The sequence below is a fragment of the Alcaligenes sp. WGS1538 genome, assembly GCF_043187505.1.
Lineage (GTDB): Bacteria > Pseudomonadota > Gammaproteobacteria > Burkholderiales > Burkholderiaceae_B > Alcaligenes.
In genome coordinates this window covers 1331013-1346545 of the sequence record NZ_CP171109.1, presented here as the reverse complement: position 1 = coordinate 1346545, position 15533 = coordinate 1331013, and the positions used below count along the sequence as shown (strand labels likewise).

At 63.9% G+C, this 15533-nt stretch carries 11 protein-coding genes; 6 read left to right on the top strand and 5 right to left on the bottom strand.

The window, feature by feature from the left end:
• Nucleotides 1-943: 943 nt before the first annotated feature.
• From ACF3ND_RS06235 to ACF3ND_RS06225, 3 genes are all read left to right on the top strand, one after another.
• A complete protein-coding gene (locus tag ACF3ND_RS06235) occupies nt 944-3757 on the top strand; it encodes a xanthine dehydrogenase family protein molybdopterin-binding subunit (protein ID WP_394065210.1) in 2814 nt (937 codons plus the stop codon).
• The gene (locus tag ACF3ND_RS06230; protein ID WP_394065209.1) at nt 3754-4296 is read left to right on the top strand and encodes a (2Fe-2S)-binding protein; all 543 of its coding nucleotides are present in this window, start codon (nt 3754-3756) and stop codon (nt 4294-4296) included. Before ACF3ND_RS06235 ends, ACF3ND_RS06230 begins: the two co-directional genes overlap by 4 nt.
• Before the next feature lie 113 nt (nt 4297-4409).
• A complete protein-coding gene (locus ACF3ND_RS06225; protein ID WP_394065208.1) occupies nt 4410-4682 on the top strand; it encodes a hypothetical protein in 273 nt (90 codons plus the stop codon).
• A gap of 32 nt (nt 4683-4714) precedes the next feature.
• Here ACF3ND_RS06225 and ACF3ND_RS06220 read toward each other — a convergent pair whose 3' ends face one another.
• From ACF3ND_RS06220 to ACF3ND_RS06210, 3 genes are all read right to left on the bottom strand, one after another.
• Nucleotides 4715-5731, bottom strand: a complete 1017-nt coding sequence (locus ACF3ND_RS06220) for a tripartite tricarboxylate transporter substrate binding protein (RefSeq protein WP_394065207.1) — start codon at nt 5729-5731, stop codon at nt 4715-4717.
• A 26-nt stretch (nt 5732-5757) separates the two neighbouring features.
• Nucleotides 5758-6621, bottom strand: coding sequence for a carboxylating nicotinate-nucleotide diphosphorylase (nadC, locus tag ACF3ND_RS06215; protein WP_394065206.1), 864 nt, complete (start codon nt 6619-6621; stop codon nt 5758-5760).
• Nucleotides 6622-6759: 138 nt separating this feature from the next.
• Complete coding sequence (locus ACF3ND_RS06210) at nt 6760-7704, bottom strand: hypothetical protein (RefSeq protein ID WP_394065205.1); 945 nt, start codon at nt 7702-7704, stop codon at nt 6760-6762.
• 398 nt (nt 7705-8102) lie between these two features.
• Between ACF3ND_RS06210 and ACF3ND_RS06205 the strand changes: the two genes are divergently transcribed.
• From ACF3ND_RS06205 to ACF3ND_RS06195, 3 genes are all read left to right on the top strand, one after another.
• A complete protein-coding gene (locus tag ACF3ND_RS06205) occupies nt 8103-9833 on the top strand; it encodes a methyl-accepting chemotaxis protein (protein ID WP_394065204.1) in 1731 nt (576 codons plus the stop codon).
• A 291-nt stretch (nt 9834-10124) separates the two neighbouring features.
• The gene (locus tag ACF3ND_RS06200; RefSeq protein ID WP_394065203.1) at nt 10125-11777 is read left to right on the top strand and encodes a methyl-accepting chemotaxis protein; all 1653 of its coding nucleotides are present in this window, start codon (nt 10125-10127) and stop codon (nt 11775-11777) included.
• A gap of 251 nt (nt 11778-12028) precedes the next feature.
• Nucleotides 12029-12556, top strand: coding sequence for a methylated-DNA--[protein]-cysteine S-methyltransferase (locus ACF3ND_RS06195; RefSeq protein WP_394065202.1), 528 nt, complete (start codon nt 12029-12031; stop codon nt 12554-12556).
• A 29-nt stretch (nt 12557-12585) separates the two neighbouring features.
• On the opposite strand, the gene ACF3ND_RS06190 is transcribed toward ACF3ND_RS06195, so the two are convergent.
• Together ACF3ND_RS06190 and ACF3ND_RS06185 are read right to left on the bottom strand one after the other, a co-directional pair.
• On the bottom strand, nt 12586-13902 hold the full coding sequence (locus tag ACF3ND_RS06190; protein ID WP_394065201.1) for a DUF445 domain-containing protein: 1317 nt from the start codon (nt 13900-13902) through the stop codon (nt 12586-12588).
• A gap of 350 nt (nt 13903-14252) precedes the next feature.
• Nucleotides 14253-15419, bottom strand: a complete 1167-nt coding sequence (locus ACF3ND_RS06185) for a FliC/FljB family flagellin (protein ID WP_394065200.1) — start codon at nt 15417-15419, stop codon at nt 14253-14255.
• Nucleotides 15420-15533 lie beyond the last annotated feature (114 nt).

The following is a 15533-nucleotide window of genomic DNA, read 5'->3' as shown; positions in this document are numbered from 1 at the left end:
AACCTCGGGTTCTCGCGAAGCAGGCCGCGGCGGGCCTCGCGAGAACGGCGCCGCTGTTTTGGCCCAAACGGCGGGACGTCCGCGCAAGCCGTATGACGACGTATCAACCTTTCGCTGAATTTTCTGCTTGGTATGGATGTTCAGGGCCGGGTCGATGCCATCGGCATTTTGAGCCGTTCAAGGCGCGGGAAGATCGGACGGGGCGGGTCCGATGGCTTGCCGCAGGCGGGGCGCAGGGACGGGAGCTAAGCGTCGTTCTGTTCGACGGCGGCGCTTGTTGCTCGCCCGGGGGGCGAGCAACCCGCCGGAGTTAACGACGCGCCCGGCCAGGCGCCCCGACCAGGGCACCGGCGCACCGCGCCGGCAAGCCATCAGCGCCGTCCGATCTTCCCGCGCCTTGAACGGCGTCTTCAAAAAACCAGTTCGGCATCGACTTGGCAATTCAGTCCCCCGAATTCTTCGAAGAACCTTTTTCTTTGCCGGGCCTCCCGCCAGCCGCGTTCGTCAGAACGGCGGCGACTCAAGAAAACCACAACAAAAATCCGTCCACGAACCGATCAGTAAAAACACCGAGCCCGCCGAAACCAGGTGCAAGGCCATGTTTTTTATGAAAAAAGCAATAACATAACCAAAACAATATAATCATTATCATGCAAATTGCATGCATTCTCCGTCACTATCCCAACAACTTGATTCTTACAAAGTTAGCTAACTAACTTGAATCAGGCCGGATCCCGCGTCCAGAGAAAGCCACGACAAGCGGGGTCCCATACAACAACAACGATTCGGAGACACGCACATGCAACTCGGCCAACAGCCCTACCCTCGGTTCTGACACGTCCCCGCTCCAGGCAGTCACGTGCAGCGCAGCAAGACTGCGCGCGCCCGGCTGCGTGCCGCTCTCGATACCGCGACGCATCTTTCCATTATCCGGAGGTCCTGCATGACCACTGCAACATTCAGCCGGCGCCGATTCCTGAAGTTCGGAGTCGTATCCGGCGTATCCGTCTACATGGCGCCCTTCCTGCCCAAGGCGGCTCAAGCCACGCTGCTGGGGGAACAGAACACCCGGCCCACGCCCTGGAATGCCTCGGGGCGACAGGCGCCCTTCAAGATCGACGGCACGCGCCAGGTCACCGGCAGCAAATTCTTCGTGCGCGACATACGCGCCAAGGACATGCCGGGCTGGCCGCAGCAGCAGGCGCACGCCTTCATTCTGCGCGCCACCCAGGCCGATCATCTGTATACCGGCCTGGACCTGCAGAAGCTGGGCGCGGACCTGCAGCCCGACATTCTGATCCAGGCCGAAGATCTGAAGAAAGCCGGCCTGGAGCTGCCTGACTACTACAACGACGAAATGCTGCTGGCCGCCGGCAAGACGGCCCGCTTTCTGGGCCACCCGGTCGCCATCCTGATCTACAAGGACTTCGATCGCTACCGTCGCGCCAAGAATGCCAGCCAGACGCCCGGCGTGGTGGGCTATGGCGAAAAAACCGGCTTCCGGGAACTGGACGCCTACGGCGGCGCCCGCTACATCCGCGTCGAAGGCGCCGGCGGCTCACCCGACGATGTCTTTTCCAGCATGCGCGACGGCGCCGTCTTTCCGGACAAGGTCCAGGGCGAGACGCCTGTCTGGCCATCCAGCCAGGGAGACTCTCCAGTGGCCAAGGCCATGGCCCTGAGCGAGCAGATGCACAAGGACTTCCAGCAACCGCCCGGCGACTGGCTGGTGCTGGAGGGCGACTATTATTCCCAGTCCATCGACGGCTCGCCCCTGGAGCCCGAATGCATCAATTGCTGGTACGACGGCAAGAAGCAGGAACTGCAGATGGTGGTGGGCTCCCAGACACCCGGCGCGGACGGCGCCGAAGCGGCGGGCATGGTGGCGGCCTCTTCCTTCGGCCTGAAAAACGTGGTCGTGCACCCCTGTACAGCCACCGGCTATGGCGTCAAGGAGCACAGCGCCTTCAATCATTATGGCGTGGTGGCGGCCCTGTTCGCCGGCAACCTGCCGGTGCGCCTGGCCAACAACCGCTTCGAGCAATTCCAGGCCGGCCAGAAACGGCATGCGTACCGCATGAAGAACCGCATCGCCATCGACAAGGCCAGCGGCAAGATCATGCAATATCAAAGCTTCAGCCTGTCCGACGGCGGCGGCCGGGCCACCTGCAGCTGGCCCGTCACCACGGGCGGCGCGCAAAGCGCCCAAGGCATCTACTACCTGCCCAAGAGCGACGCCTGGGGCGTGGCTCTGGCCTCTCGGGCCGTGGAAGCCGGTTCCATGCGGGGCTTTGGCAAAGGCCAGACCATGACCGCCATCGAGCTCATGATGGACGAAGCGGCGGCCCGGCTGAACATGGACCCCATAGACCTGCGCCTGAAGAACGTCATGCTCAGCGGCCAGAAGAACATGGAAGGCGGCATCCCGGCCGGCTCGCTGCGGGCGCGGGAAATCCTGGAAAAGGCGCGCCAGCACCCGCTGTGGACCGGCCGCGAGCAGAAGAAGAAAGAGTTCGAGGCCGCCAACCCCGGCAAGCTGTACGGCGTGGGCTTTGCCTGTGTCATGAAGAACTACGGCACAGGCTCGCAGGGCGACCATTCGGGCATCGAGATCGACGAGCAGGGCCAGGTGCATCTGCGCACCTCCATCGTGGAAATCGGCACCGGCTCGGCCACTTCCCAGGCGGTGATCTGCGCCAAATGGGTGGGCCGCGCCGCACACACCGTCCAGGCCTCGCACCTGGACTGGCCCGAGCTGGGCATGGAGGCCACCCACAACCCCTACATCCTGAAGCAGGCCGACCAGGACAAGCAGCAAGCCAACCCGCGCTGGACGCCGGTGCTGTCCTCCGGCTCATACGCCAGCAGTTCGTCCTACTTCGGCTCGCACGGCACCTCCGAAGCCGCCCGCTTGCTCTTCCTCTACGGCCTGTGGCCCGCGGCCGTGTCCATCTGGGGCGAAGGCTATGGCGGAGGGCAGATCGCCCCGTTGACCGTGCGCCCCGAGGACGCCCGCTGGACCAGCGACGGCCGCCTGAGCGCCGGCGGCCTGGAGCCCTTGTCCCTGGCACAACTGGCCAAACGCGCGCACGACATGAAGCTGGTGACCGGCGTGGTGCTGCACGCCTTCAACCGCTACCAGTGGGCCGAAGCCGACTACGACGTGGCCGGCCAGAACGTGCGCCTGCCCGTGGACGGGCTGGCGCTGCGTTATGGCGCGGGCGATCCCAAGGCCAGGGAGCTGAATGGCTACCAGCGGCTGGAGCGGCGCAACATCGCCTATCCGCCGGTGGCGCGGCGCCGCGGCGGCTACCTGTACTACTCGGCGGTGGGCGTGCTGACGGAAGTGGAGGTCGACCGCAAGAGCGGCGAGCAGACGCTGCTGTCCGCGCACACCTGGGTGGACTGCGGCAAGCCCATCGTGCCGCAACTGGTCATGAGCCAGGCCGAAGGCGGCCTGGCCATGGGCCTGGGCCAGGCCTGGTACGAGGACCTGCCCCTGTATGAAGGAGGTCCCGGCGACGGCACCTGGAACTTCCACCGCTACCGCTTGCCGCGCGCCAAGGACGTGGCCGTCTGGAACACCAGCTTCGAACTGCTGGAGCCGCTGTCCGAGACCGACGCGCCCAAGGGCATTGCCGAAGTGGTGATGATCCCCATCATCCCGGCCGCCGTCAGCGCCGTCAATCACGCCACCGGACAGTTCTTCCGCGAACTGCCCGTCACCGCCGAAAAAATCAAGGAGCGTCTGGCATGAGCAATCCGACCAAGAAACTGCGCCTGAACATCAACCGGGTCGACCTGCAGGCAATGGAAGTCAGCCAGGATCTGCCCATGATCGACTTTCTGCACGAATACGCCGGGCTGACCGGCACGCACCTGGGCTGCGGCATGGGCATCTGCCACGCCTGCGTGGTGATCGTGGACCATCCGGACGGGCGCAGCGAAGAAGTGCGCACCTGCGTCATGCCGGCCAGCTACTTCGAAGGCAAGAAAGTGCGCACCATCGAGGCGCACGCCCAGCGCGACGGGCAGGACAAGGTCACGGAACTGCATCCGGTGCAACAAGCCTTTCTGGAGCACTTCGCCTTCCAGTGCGGCTACTGCACGCCGGGCTTCGTCAATGCCGGCATCGTGCTGTACGAATCCTTGCAGAAGCAGCCGGTGGCGCGCGACCAGGTCGAGGCCAAGGTGTCCGAGGGCCTGCAGAACCACATCTGCCGCTGCACCGGCTATGTGCGCTACCACCAGGCCATGAAGGACCTGATCCTGGCCACGCCCGGCATGGTGAGCTAGGCCCAGGCGCCGGGGACGGCCCCAGGGTTGTCCCCGGCTTGCCGGCGCGCCGGACATGCTACGATTTGCGCAGCAGGACTTGAACCTGGAACAGCAAGAACAAGGAGCGCGCCATGAGCAACACCTACAGCCTCAATGACCTGGGTCGTGAAGCCGTCCGCCAATTCGTGCAAGACCGTGGCCTGCCCGACCTGAACCTGGATGCCTACTACGCCGCCGCCGAGGTGGAGGCCGATAATTTCAATGAAGATGGCAGCCAGCGCGGCGAGATCGAAATCACCCCGCCTTGCAGCAAGGACGGCCTGATGCACACCCTGCTGCTGGAAAAACACTGGTTCAGCGCCGAACCCGTGCCCGAAACACCGGACGACGATCCGCTGTTCTGATGCCGGCCCGAGACGCGCCCCACCCGGGCGCGTCAGTCCACCTGCAGGCCGATCTTGCGGGCCAGCAGGCCGAAGCGGTCGATATCGTTCCAGACGATGTCCCGGAACCCCTGCGCCAGGGCTTGCTTCCCCGGCGATTGCGGCGTGTAGCCCAGGTCCATCAGTTCGCGCTGCAGGGCGGGCTGCGCCACGGCCTCTCGCACCGCCTCGTTCAGGCGCCGCACCACCTGCGCCGGGGTGTGGGACGGCGCCAGCAGGCCGTGCCACTGATCCAGCTCGAAGGGCTGGCCGATGATTTCCGCCACGGTCGGCACGTCCGCCAGCACGGGGCTGCGCTGGGGCGAGGTCACCGCCAGGGCCCGCAGGCGCCCGGACGCGATCAGCGCCGACGCGCTGGACAGCGTGACGATGCCGACCGGCACCTGCCCGGCCACCACGTCGTTCAAGGCCGGGCCGCAGCCCCGGTACGGGATGTGCAGCAGGTACGTGCCGCTGGTCTCGTACAGCATCTCCCCGGCCAGGTGCTGCGGCGTGCCGTTGCCGCAGGACGCATAGGCCAGGGACGGCTCGGAGCGCACCGCCAGCACGTCCTGCAAGGAGGCGATGCCGAAACCTTCCGCCGTCACCAGCACGGAAGGCACGAATCCCACATTGGCCACCGGCGCGAAATCGGCCTTGGGATCAAAGCCCAGGTTGCGGTAGACGCCGGGGTTGATGGCAAAAGAACTGTTGGCCATCAGCAAGGTATAGCCGTCGGCGCGCGCATAGGCCACGGCGCGAGAACCGATATTGCCGCTTGCGCCGGGGCGGTTGTCCACGATGACCGCCTGGCCCAGGCTTTCCTGCAGGCGCATGCCCAGCTTGCGGGCCAGCAGATCGGTGCCTCCCCCCGGCGGGAAGGTGACGATGATGGTGATGGGTCGGCTGGGATAGTCCTGGTCTTGCGCAGGGGCCGCGGGGCCCGCCACGTCCGCCGGGGCAGCCAGCGCCAGTGAAGCGGCGGCCAGCGCTGCGCCGCCCAGTGCGCAACGCTTCAGGAACGACAACATGGTGTTTCCAGTAAGGTGACGGTCTATCAGGCGTCCAGGCCTATGTCCAGGACCCGGGCGCTATGGGTGATCCAGCCCACGGCGATGCGGTCCACCCCGCAGCGCGCGATCTGCACGGCGGTTTCGGGCGTGATGCGGCCCGAGGCCTCGGTCTTGGCCCGGCCGGCGACTCGGTCCACGGCCTGTTTCAGCGTATCCGTGTCCATATTGTCCAGCAGGATGCTGTCCACGCCCAGCTCCAGGACTTCGTCCAGTTGCTCCAGCGTGTCCACCTCCACCTCTATGCATACCAGGTGGCCGATGTAGGCTCGCGCCGCTTCCACCGCCGCGCGCACCCCGCCGGCCACGGCGATGTGGTTGTCCTTGATGAGCACGGCGTCGTCCAGGCCGAAGCGGTGATTGCTGCCTCCGCCGACCCGAACCGCATACTTCTGCAGGGCGCGCATGCCCGGCATGGTCTTGCGGGTGCAGGTCACCTTGGTGCCGTAGGGCGCGATGGCGCGGCCAATGGAAGCAGTGGCCGAGGCCACGCCGCTCAGATGGCCCAGGAAATTCAGGGCGCAGCGCTCGGCCGTCAGCATGGCGCGGGCCGAACCGCTGATGACGGCGATTTCCGCGCCGGGCGCCAGATCATCGCCGTCCTGCAGCCGGGCCTCGAATCGCAAGGACGGATCCAGCAGCCTGAAGGCGATGCGCGCCAGGTCCAGGCCGGCCAGCACGCCGTGCTCGCGGGCCACCAGCCGAGTCCGGGTGCGGGCCTCGGGCGACACGATGGCATCCGTCGTCAAATCGCCGGCGCGACCCAGATCCTCCTGCAGGGCGGCGCGCACCAGCGGCTCCAGGATGACGTCCGGCAGCGGCGGGACGCGGTTCACGCCGGGGACCGTCATTTGCGCAGTCGGCGCAGTGATTTCTTTTATGCTCATTTTGAGTATTAAAAAGGATAAAAAGAAGGCCTGTCGGCACCATACATTTATGCTATTCCTGAGCATAAAAGCTGTCAAGCCGCAGGCCTTGCCCTCTCCCTCCTAGCGGGCCTGTTTGGCCAGCGGGAGCTTGCTGCCGGAAATAGCGCGCTCCAGCAGCACGTCGCCCCGGAACCGGAACAGTTTGGCGGGCCTGCCCGAGCCGCCCAGGCTCATGGCGCCCGTCTCTTCCACCAGGGCCTGCTGCTCGATCAGGCGCCGGAAATTCTGCTTGTGCAGGCCTCGGCCCGCCAGCGCTTCCACCGCCTGTTGCAGTTGCAGCAAGGTGAATTCCGGCGGCATCAGCTCGAACACCACGGGCCGGTACTTGATCTTGGCCCGCAGGCGAGCCAGGCCCGTGGCCAGGATGCGCCGATGATCATGCATCATGGGCAACCCCAGGCGGTTCTCCTGCCCCACCGCATCCGGACGCGGTTCGCGGCGGCGGATCGCCTCCGGCAGCAAACCCGCCTCGTACAGCAATTCGTAGCGCTGCAGCACGAAATCCTCGTTCCAGGTCGCGCCCTCCAGACCGAAGCTGTAGGCCACGCGCTGGCGGCGTATGGCCTGCGCTTCCGGATCCTGGTCGCACCACTGCATCAGGGCGGGCGCGATCAGGTCCTGGATAAGGGCGGGCGCGCCCCGGCGCCAATCTTCCCAGGGGAAGTAGCGATAGCAATCCTGCCAGATGACCTGGGCGACGTCCGGCCGCCCCACTTCGCGCGTCAGCCCCACATAGCTGACCGACACCACGCGCGCCCCGTGGGCGTCGAAGCGGTCCCGGTCCGCAAAGGTGTAGAGCTGCTCCACGTAGCCCAGGGGATGATGGGTCTGCGCCTCCACCCAATCGCGCAGGCCGGTCTGCAAGGAACGGTGCGCCTGCTGGAAAGGGCCGGCCGGCAGGGCCTTGCCCGCATCCGTCGTCAGCACGCGCGGCTCGCCATCAGTGACGGCGACCAGTACGGCCACCAGCTCGGCGCTGACGGCGGGTTCCTGCAGTTCGATCACATGCTCTCCTTGAAAACCGCGCCCGCAAGCGGGCGGCGTCGCCGAATTATAAACGCAGCACATACGGCGCCGAACCAACACACGAGCCCGACGCGTTACGATGAACGAGCGGCAAAATATACCGATGAAAAAGTACATATCTAAAGAAAAAAAGCGACCATCCGTAAAGCTGATAAACCCTATTTCTAAAACGTTATGTCAGTTCAAGCCGCCGGTCAGACACCGGATATGCGCCTAGTTTCTGCTTTTGCCGCTGTCAGCCATTCGCAAAAATAGAGAGATTTGTGTGGTTTAAGGTCATATTCAGAAAAAGACTTGCCCGTGCGTGCGTCTCCCGACGATTTCCGTCGGTCCGGCTGACCCCAAACATCACACGTAGTGTTCCTGCAGGATGTTGAATGCGTAAGAATTTTCCCGTTACCCAGGACGAGGTGCGTGTCCGGGCTGATCAGTACCTGATTTCCAAGACGGACCTGAAAGGCCGCATCACCTACGCCAATGCCGCGTTCATCGCCATCAGCGGTTTCTCGCGCGAGGAACTGGTCGGCAAGGCGCACAATATCGTGCGCCATCCGGACATGCCGCCCGAGGCCTTCCAGGACCTGTGGGACACGCTGCAGAAAGAACGCCCCTGGATGGGCGTGGTCAAGAACCGCCGCAAGGACGGCGGTTTCTACTGGGTCTACGCCATGGCGGTGCCCATCTACGAGAACGGCGCCGTCACCGGCTACGCCTCGGTGCGGGTCAAGCCCACCCAGGAACAGATCGAGGAAGCCGACCAGTTCTATCGCGCCATCAACGAAGGACGCGCCCAGGGCTATCGCGTGTTCGAAGGCCGCAAGGTGCCCACGGGCTGGCGGCGCGGCGTGCAGCTGCTGCGCAAGCCCTTCAGCAATTCGCTGCGCGCCAGCCTGTTCCGCATGGGCGCCCTGGCGCTGGCCACGACTGGCGCGGCCCTGTACTTCGCCCTGACCGGCGGCGTTCCCCAAGGCTCGGGCCTGTGGCTGACGGGCGGTCTGTGCCTGGCCAGCGCCGCCATGATGGCCTATGGCTGGCTGATCGCCCAGCGCGTCATCCGCCCGCTGGACCAGGCCTCCCTGATCGCCCAGCAGATCGCCACCGGCAACCTGCAGCTGGACATCGACATCGGCGCGAGCGAAGGGAATTCGGAAATCGGGCAGCTCTACTTCTGCCTGGACCTGATGCGCAAGAGCCTGGTGGGCATCGCCAGCGACGCCCGCCATGGCATCGAGGCGTCCATCCATGCCGCCCGCATCCTGGAGGTGAACAATACCAACCTGGCGGCGCGCACCGAGGACCAGGCCGCCTCCCTGCAGGAGACCGCCGCCAGCATGGAAGAGCTGACCGTGACCGTGCGCCAGAACGCCGACAACGCCAACCAGGCCAGCCAGCTGGCCGACGCCAGCATGCATATCGCGCAACGCGGCGGCGCCGTGGTCAACGAAGTGGTGCAGACCATGCAGGGCATACACGACAGCTCGCGACGCATCGGCGACATCGTGACCGTGATCGAAGGGATCGCCTTCCAGACCAACATCCTGGCCTTGAACGCGGCGGTCGAATCGGCGCGCGCGGGCGAGGCCGGACGCGGCTTTGCCGTGGTGGCCGGCGAAGTGCGCAGCCTGGCCCAGAAGAGCTCCCAGGCCGCCGGCGAGATCAAGATCCTGATCGATAAATCGGTAGGCCGCATGGCCAAAGGCGCCGAACAAGCCGCCCGCGCCGGCGACACCATGGAAGAAATCGTGGATTCGGTCAAGCGCGTGACGGACATCATCGGCGAGATCTCCACCGCTTCCATCGAACAGGCCAGCGGCCTGGACCAGATCAACCAGGCCATGGCCAAGATGGACGGAGTCACGCAGCAGAACGCCGCCCTGGTCCAGGATCTGGGCAACACCATGAGCGGCCTGGCCCAGGAAGCGTCGGAACTGGCCGACGCCATCAAGGCCCTGAACACGGGCGAAGACGGCAAGGCCGACACGGCGCCCCCGGCCGCCCGCCTCTCCCGGGCCCCTGCCCCGCAGGTGCTTTCCTACCAGCCCTCGCCGGCCGCTGTCGTGCCCAGCGCGCGAACGGCATCGGCCCGGCTGAGCGCCGTGCGCCGCTGAAGCGCCAAAACAGGGTCGGATACCGTGGCAGGATTTCCGACCCTGTCAATACTGACAGCTAGACAAATTCAAAAAACTCCCGAACAAAATCCGGATTCAGCGTCCGCGATAAAAATAAAATAAATAAATCAAGCGCATGTGAAAAAAGCGCGGAGTGCTTAAAACAATTATCTGCCACGTCATCAGCGTGACACATTTGGATTCCATGATTAACACGATGTAATAGGAAGACGCAGATCAGTAACATAAGGGGTTGCGTTCCCTGTTGCTTAGCCCTCCATAGGCCTGATCATGCGCGAAAACCACCCCATCACCCCACATGAAACTCAGGTGCCCGACAAGGTCTACCTGATCTCCAAGACGGACCTGCAAGGCCGCATCACCTACGCCAATCCCGCCTTCATCGAAATCAGCGGCTACAGCCACGACGAGCTCATCGGCTCGCATCACAACATCGTGCGCCATCCCCACATGCCGCCCGTCCTGTTCCAGGACCTGTGGCAGACCTTGAAACAGCAGCGTCCCTGGTCAGGTCTGATCAAGAACCGGCGCAAGGACGGGGGCTTCTACTGGGTCAAGGCGCGCGTCATTCCCCTACTTGAAAACGGCCGGGTCAGCGGCTATGCCTCCGTGCGCGTGCGGCCCGACGCGCAGGAAATCCGCGAAGCCGAACATCTGTATCAGGCCATCAATGAACAGGGCCTGCGCGGTTTCCGCATCCGGGAAGGCCGCCTGCAATCCACCGGCTGGCGCGCGGCGGCGCGCGCCATGCTGCAGCCGCTGAACCGCAGCCTGCGCGCCAGCCTGCTGCGCTTCGGCCTGCTGACCGGCGGCCTGCTGGCCCTGTGCGCCGCCCTGCTGGCCGGCAGCGGCGCCTCCGCGGCCTACCTGGCCGGCGGGCTGGGCGCCCTGGGTGCGGCCGGGCTGGCCACCCTGGCCTACGGCTGGGTGGTGGCCCAGCGCATGATGCGGCCGCTGCAAAGCGCCACCCACATCGCCCAGCAGATCGCCACCGGCAACCTGCTGATCGAACTGAATCCGCAGCATACGCGCAGCCAGGAGGTCGCCCAGCTCTACTTCTACATGGACATGATGCGCAAAAGCCTGCTGGGCCTGGCGCGCGACGTGCACCAGGGCATACAGGCCTCCCTGGACGTATCGACCCGCCTGGAAGACGGCAACCGCCAGCTCTCCAGCCGGACTTCGGCCCAATCCGGTTCACTGCAGCGCACCGCGGCCAGCATGGAACAACTGACCATGACCGTGCAGCAGACCGCCGACAACGCCCGCCTGGCCAACAAGCTGGCTGGCCAAAGCCTGTCCACGGCCCGGCGCGGCGGAGAAGTCGTGCAGGACATGGTCAACACCATGCAGGACATCCACAACAGCTCCGAGCGCATCGGCGACATCGTCACCATGATCGAGGGCCTGGCCTTCCAGACCAACATCCTGGCGCTGAACGCCGCCGTGGAGTCGGCCCGCGCCGGCGAGGCCGGCAAGGGCTTTGCGGTGGTGGCGGGCGAAGTGCGCAGCCTGGCCCAGAAAAGCGCCCAGGCGGCGGGCGAGATCAAAGCCCTGGTGGACGATTCCCTGCAGCGCATGGCCACCGGGGCGCGCCACGCCGATCGGGCTGGCGCCACCATGGACGAGATCATGCAGTCGGTCTCGGACGTCACCCACCTGATCAACGAGATCTCCACCGCCTCGGACGAACAGGCCAGCGGGCTGGCGCAGATCAACGAAGCGGTCTCCCACATGGACCAGGACACCAACGACAACGCCGATCTGGCGCGCAACCTGGGAGACACCGTCAGACAGCTCAGCCGGCAGGCGCTGGAATTGAAGCTGTCCATCCAACTGTTGAACACCGGTCATGGACGCCCCACCTACATCCCCGACCCTGGCGCCACGCAGGACCCCATTCCCTTGTTGAAAGTGGCCTGATCAAGGGCGCAGACGCCGATCGCAGAACGATGGCATGAACGGACATGGCCCCTCTGACCGCCGGGTGTCGCCGGCGGCCCTGGACGCGGGACGCCCCATGAACCTCTGACCGGCTGGCTTGGGGGCCGGCAGGACCGCTTGCCCTCCTCCTCAGCCTGTGCTGCACTAGAGCTTCACATTCCGCCCGCGCTTTTCGGCTGGAAATGCCTCGTCGACCAGGCAGAAAGCGTGCATCCCCAGGAGAGAACACCATGCCCGACACCCTGGAACTGAATTACGCCATCGCCCCCTGCGACTTCGGGCTGCTGCTGGCGGCCATGCACGGCAAGAAACTGATCGCCGCCAGCCTGGGCGATGACAAGGATGCGATGCGCGCCGAGCTGCAAGGCCATTTTCCCGGCGCGCAACTGAACGAAGTGCCAGCCGACAGGATTCCCGCCCTGCAAAAGCTGGCGGACTACCTGCACGCCCCCACACAAGCGCCGGACATCCCCATGGAGCTGCATGGCACCGACTTCCAGCTCAAGGTCTGGGACGTCCTGCGCCGGATCCCGCCCGGCCAGACGCGCAGCTACACCGACATCGCCCGCGCCATCGGCGAGCCCGCCGCCACCCGCGCCGTCGCCCGCGCCTGCGCCTCCAACCCCATCGCCCTGCTCATCCCCTGCCACCGCATCCTGCGCAGCGACGGCGGCATCACCGGTTACCGGTGGGGCGTGGAGCGCAAGAAAGCCATGATCCGGCACGAGAAGGAGTTCACGGCGAATGCCGGCAAGTAACGATTTTGCGTGGGCTTGGAACAGAAAGGTCACACCAGACCGAACATCAATAGCGCATGCAGCGCAACACCCACCAGGCCGCCCACCAGCGTGCCATTGAAGCGTATGAATTGCAGGTCGGTGCCCACGCTCAATTCCAGTTCGCGCACCAGGTCCTGGTCGTCCCAATTGCGCACCGTGCGTGAAATATGGTCTTTCGCGCCTTCGCGCAGATGCTCGGCCAGGCCCGCCGCGGCGGACAGCATGTGTTCATTCAAGGTGGCCCGCAGCTCTTCATCCTTTTCCAGGCGCTGTCCCAGGTCCTGCGCCAACTGGCGCAGATGCGCGGCGACCGCGGAATCGTCCCTGTCCAGGTCAGTGCGCAAGGTCCTGATGACGTCGTTCCACAGGCCATCGATATAGGCGCCGACTTCCCGATGCTCCAGAAGGCGCTGCTTGATGGACTCCACCTGTTCGATTAGTGCGGGATCGCGTCCCAGCCGCTGGATATAGGTCTCCACCCAGCGTTCGTAATCCTGGCGCAACTCGTGATCGGGCTGGCAGAGAATGTCCTGCAGCTCGTCCACCAAGGCGCGCGCCAGCTTGTCGGCCAGCTTGCCCGATAAATCGTCCACCGAAGCGACCACCCCCACAAGCTTCAGGATGCCGGGCCATTCGTTCTGGGCATGACGCAGCAAAACGCCGGCAACACGCTGCCTGACGGCCTCGTCCGCCAGGTAAAGGCCCAGCTGCTGCAAGACCTCGTCCAGCAGCCTCTGATGGCGGCCATTGCGAGTCAGCAGGCCCAGGATCTCGGACGCCGTGCCTGCAAGGTTCCAGCGCAGCAGGTACGCTCGCAGGCCGTCCGTCAGCGCCTGCTTGACACTTTGTTCATCCAGCAGACGCAAGGCCTCCCGCAGGCCCGTCCGCATATAGGCCGCCGCTTTTCCGCTTTGCTCCGGCCGGGACAGCCACTGCCCCAGCCGCGCCGCCGGGTCCAGGGCGCGCAGCTTCTCCAGGATGGCGGCGGAGTCCAGGAAATGATCGCGCACGAACACGGCCAGGCTGTCACCCAGGCTGTTCTTCTTGTTGGGAATGATGGCCGTATGCGGCAAAGGAAGCCCCAAGGGCCGCCTGAACAAGGCCACGACCGCGAACCAGTCGGCCAGAGCCCCGACGGTGGCGGCCTCGCTGAAGGCCCGCAGCCAGGGCCACAGACCCGCCGCCGGCGCCGCCTCGCCCTGACGCATCATGGCGTGACTCAGCAGGAACAGGCAGACAGTGACCGCCAACAGCGCCAGAGCGCTGAGTTTCATCTTGCGCAGGCGGCGTTCGGGATCGGACAACAGGACATCGGGACGGGGCATCTGGGCAAGGTTCCGGACAAAGACAAGACGCGGGAGGCCGCCTCTACGGGATATAGAGAACCACGAAATGGGCAGCTTGAGTGTAACCATGTCCCGCCCTCCCGGCCTCTGCTTTTCCACGGCATCAGACGAACGAGAAAGAGTCCGGCCTTGCGTACGGTCGGACCCGATTTCCCAGCAAGGCGCTCAGGCCTTCGCGAACTGTGCCGGCCAGAAAACCATCCCCTGAACGTCAGGCCCCTCCTGATTCGCTTTCATGCTTGCTCTATTTCCGATCACCCACGAAACAGCCCCCTCGCCATGGGCAAAGGGGGCTGACGAACATCACTGCCGCGGATTGCGCGATGCGATCAGCGCAGCAGCGACAGCACGGTTTGCGGAACCTGGTTGGCCTGAGCCAGAACCGAAGTGCCGGCCTGCTGCAGGATCTGCGCGCGGGTCATGTTGGACACTTCGACGGCGTAGTCGGCGTCTTCGATGCGGGAGCGGGCCGCGGACAGGTTGGTGACGGTGTTGTTCAGGTTGGCGATGGTCGATTCGAAGCGGTTCTGGATGGCGCCCAGGTCGCTGCGCTGATTATCAACAGCTTTCAATGCAGCATCAATTTTGTTGAGGGCATCGGAAGAACCTCCGGCGACAGAGACATTACCGCCAGCTGCTACTACGGTAGTAGATGCCATAGCAGCTTGAGAGGCAACGGCTCCAAGTTTTTCCCCTACTGTGGCCTTGCCATCTTTATCAAAAGTTAAAGCAAATGCTTCTTGGTCAGCACCAGCGTTTCGGGTTATGACTGCATATTGTGGATTGGCCGCATCTCCATAGGAGCGCACCTCAAAACCATCCGCACCGGCTGTTTTTGCTTGAGCGGCTGCTCCTGCGGCGTTGAAGCTGACAGTATCTGAAACAACAGTCGATGCAACTGCAGACCGCACATCAAAACCCAGGGCTTTAACAGTTCGGGCCTCTCCATTGACAGTCGTGCCAGGCACGGTGCCAGCAGTGTCGAGCAAGTTCCAGTCAGAGTTTTTATTGATGCTGATGTCGATGGTTTCGTTGTCTGCAGCACCAACCTGAACTGTCAGCGTTATACCATCGGTTTTATCTTTGAGTACCTTAATACCGTTAAAGTTTGTTTGATCTGCAATACGATTGATTTCTTCCAGCCGAAGATTTACTTCTTGCTGAATAGAGTCAATGTCAGACGCGGAGTTGGAGCCATTTTGAGCTTGAACAGTCAAATCCCGAATACGCTGCAAGTTATTGTTGATTTCGTTCAGCGCACCTTCGGTCGTCTGCGCAATGGAAATACCATCGTTGGCATTACGGGCAGCCTGCTTCAGGCCATTGATATTGGCGGAGAAACGGTTGGCAATCGCCTGGCCCGCTGCGTCGTCCTTGGCGCTGTTGATGCGCAGGCCGGAGGACAGGCGCTCAATGGCCTGGCCCAGAGCGCCTTGGGATTTGTTCAGGTTGCCTTGGGCAACCAGCGACAGGTAGTTGGTATTGACAATCGACATCCACTCCAGTAGCAGATAAGCGCTTTGTTTTCAAACCATTAAGAAATTTTATTTCCACATAAAGAGGTATTTTTGATTCTGCCATGTACCTCTTGGTGGCTCTCCATTCAGAGC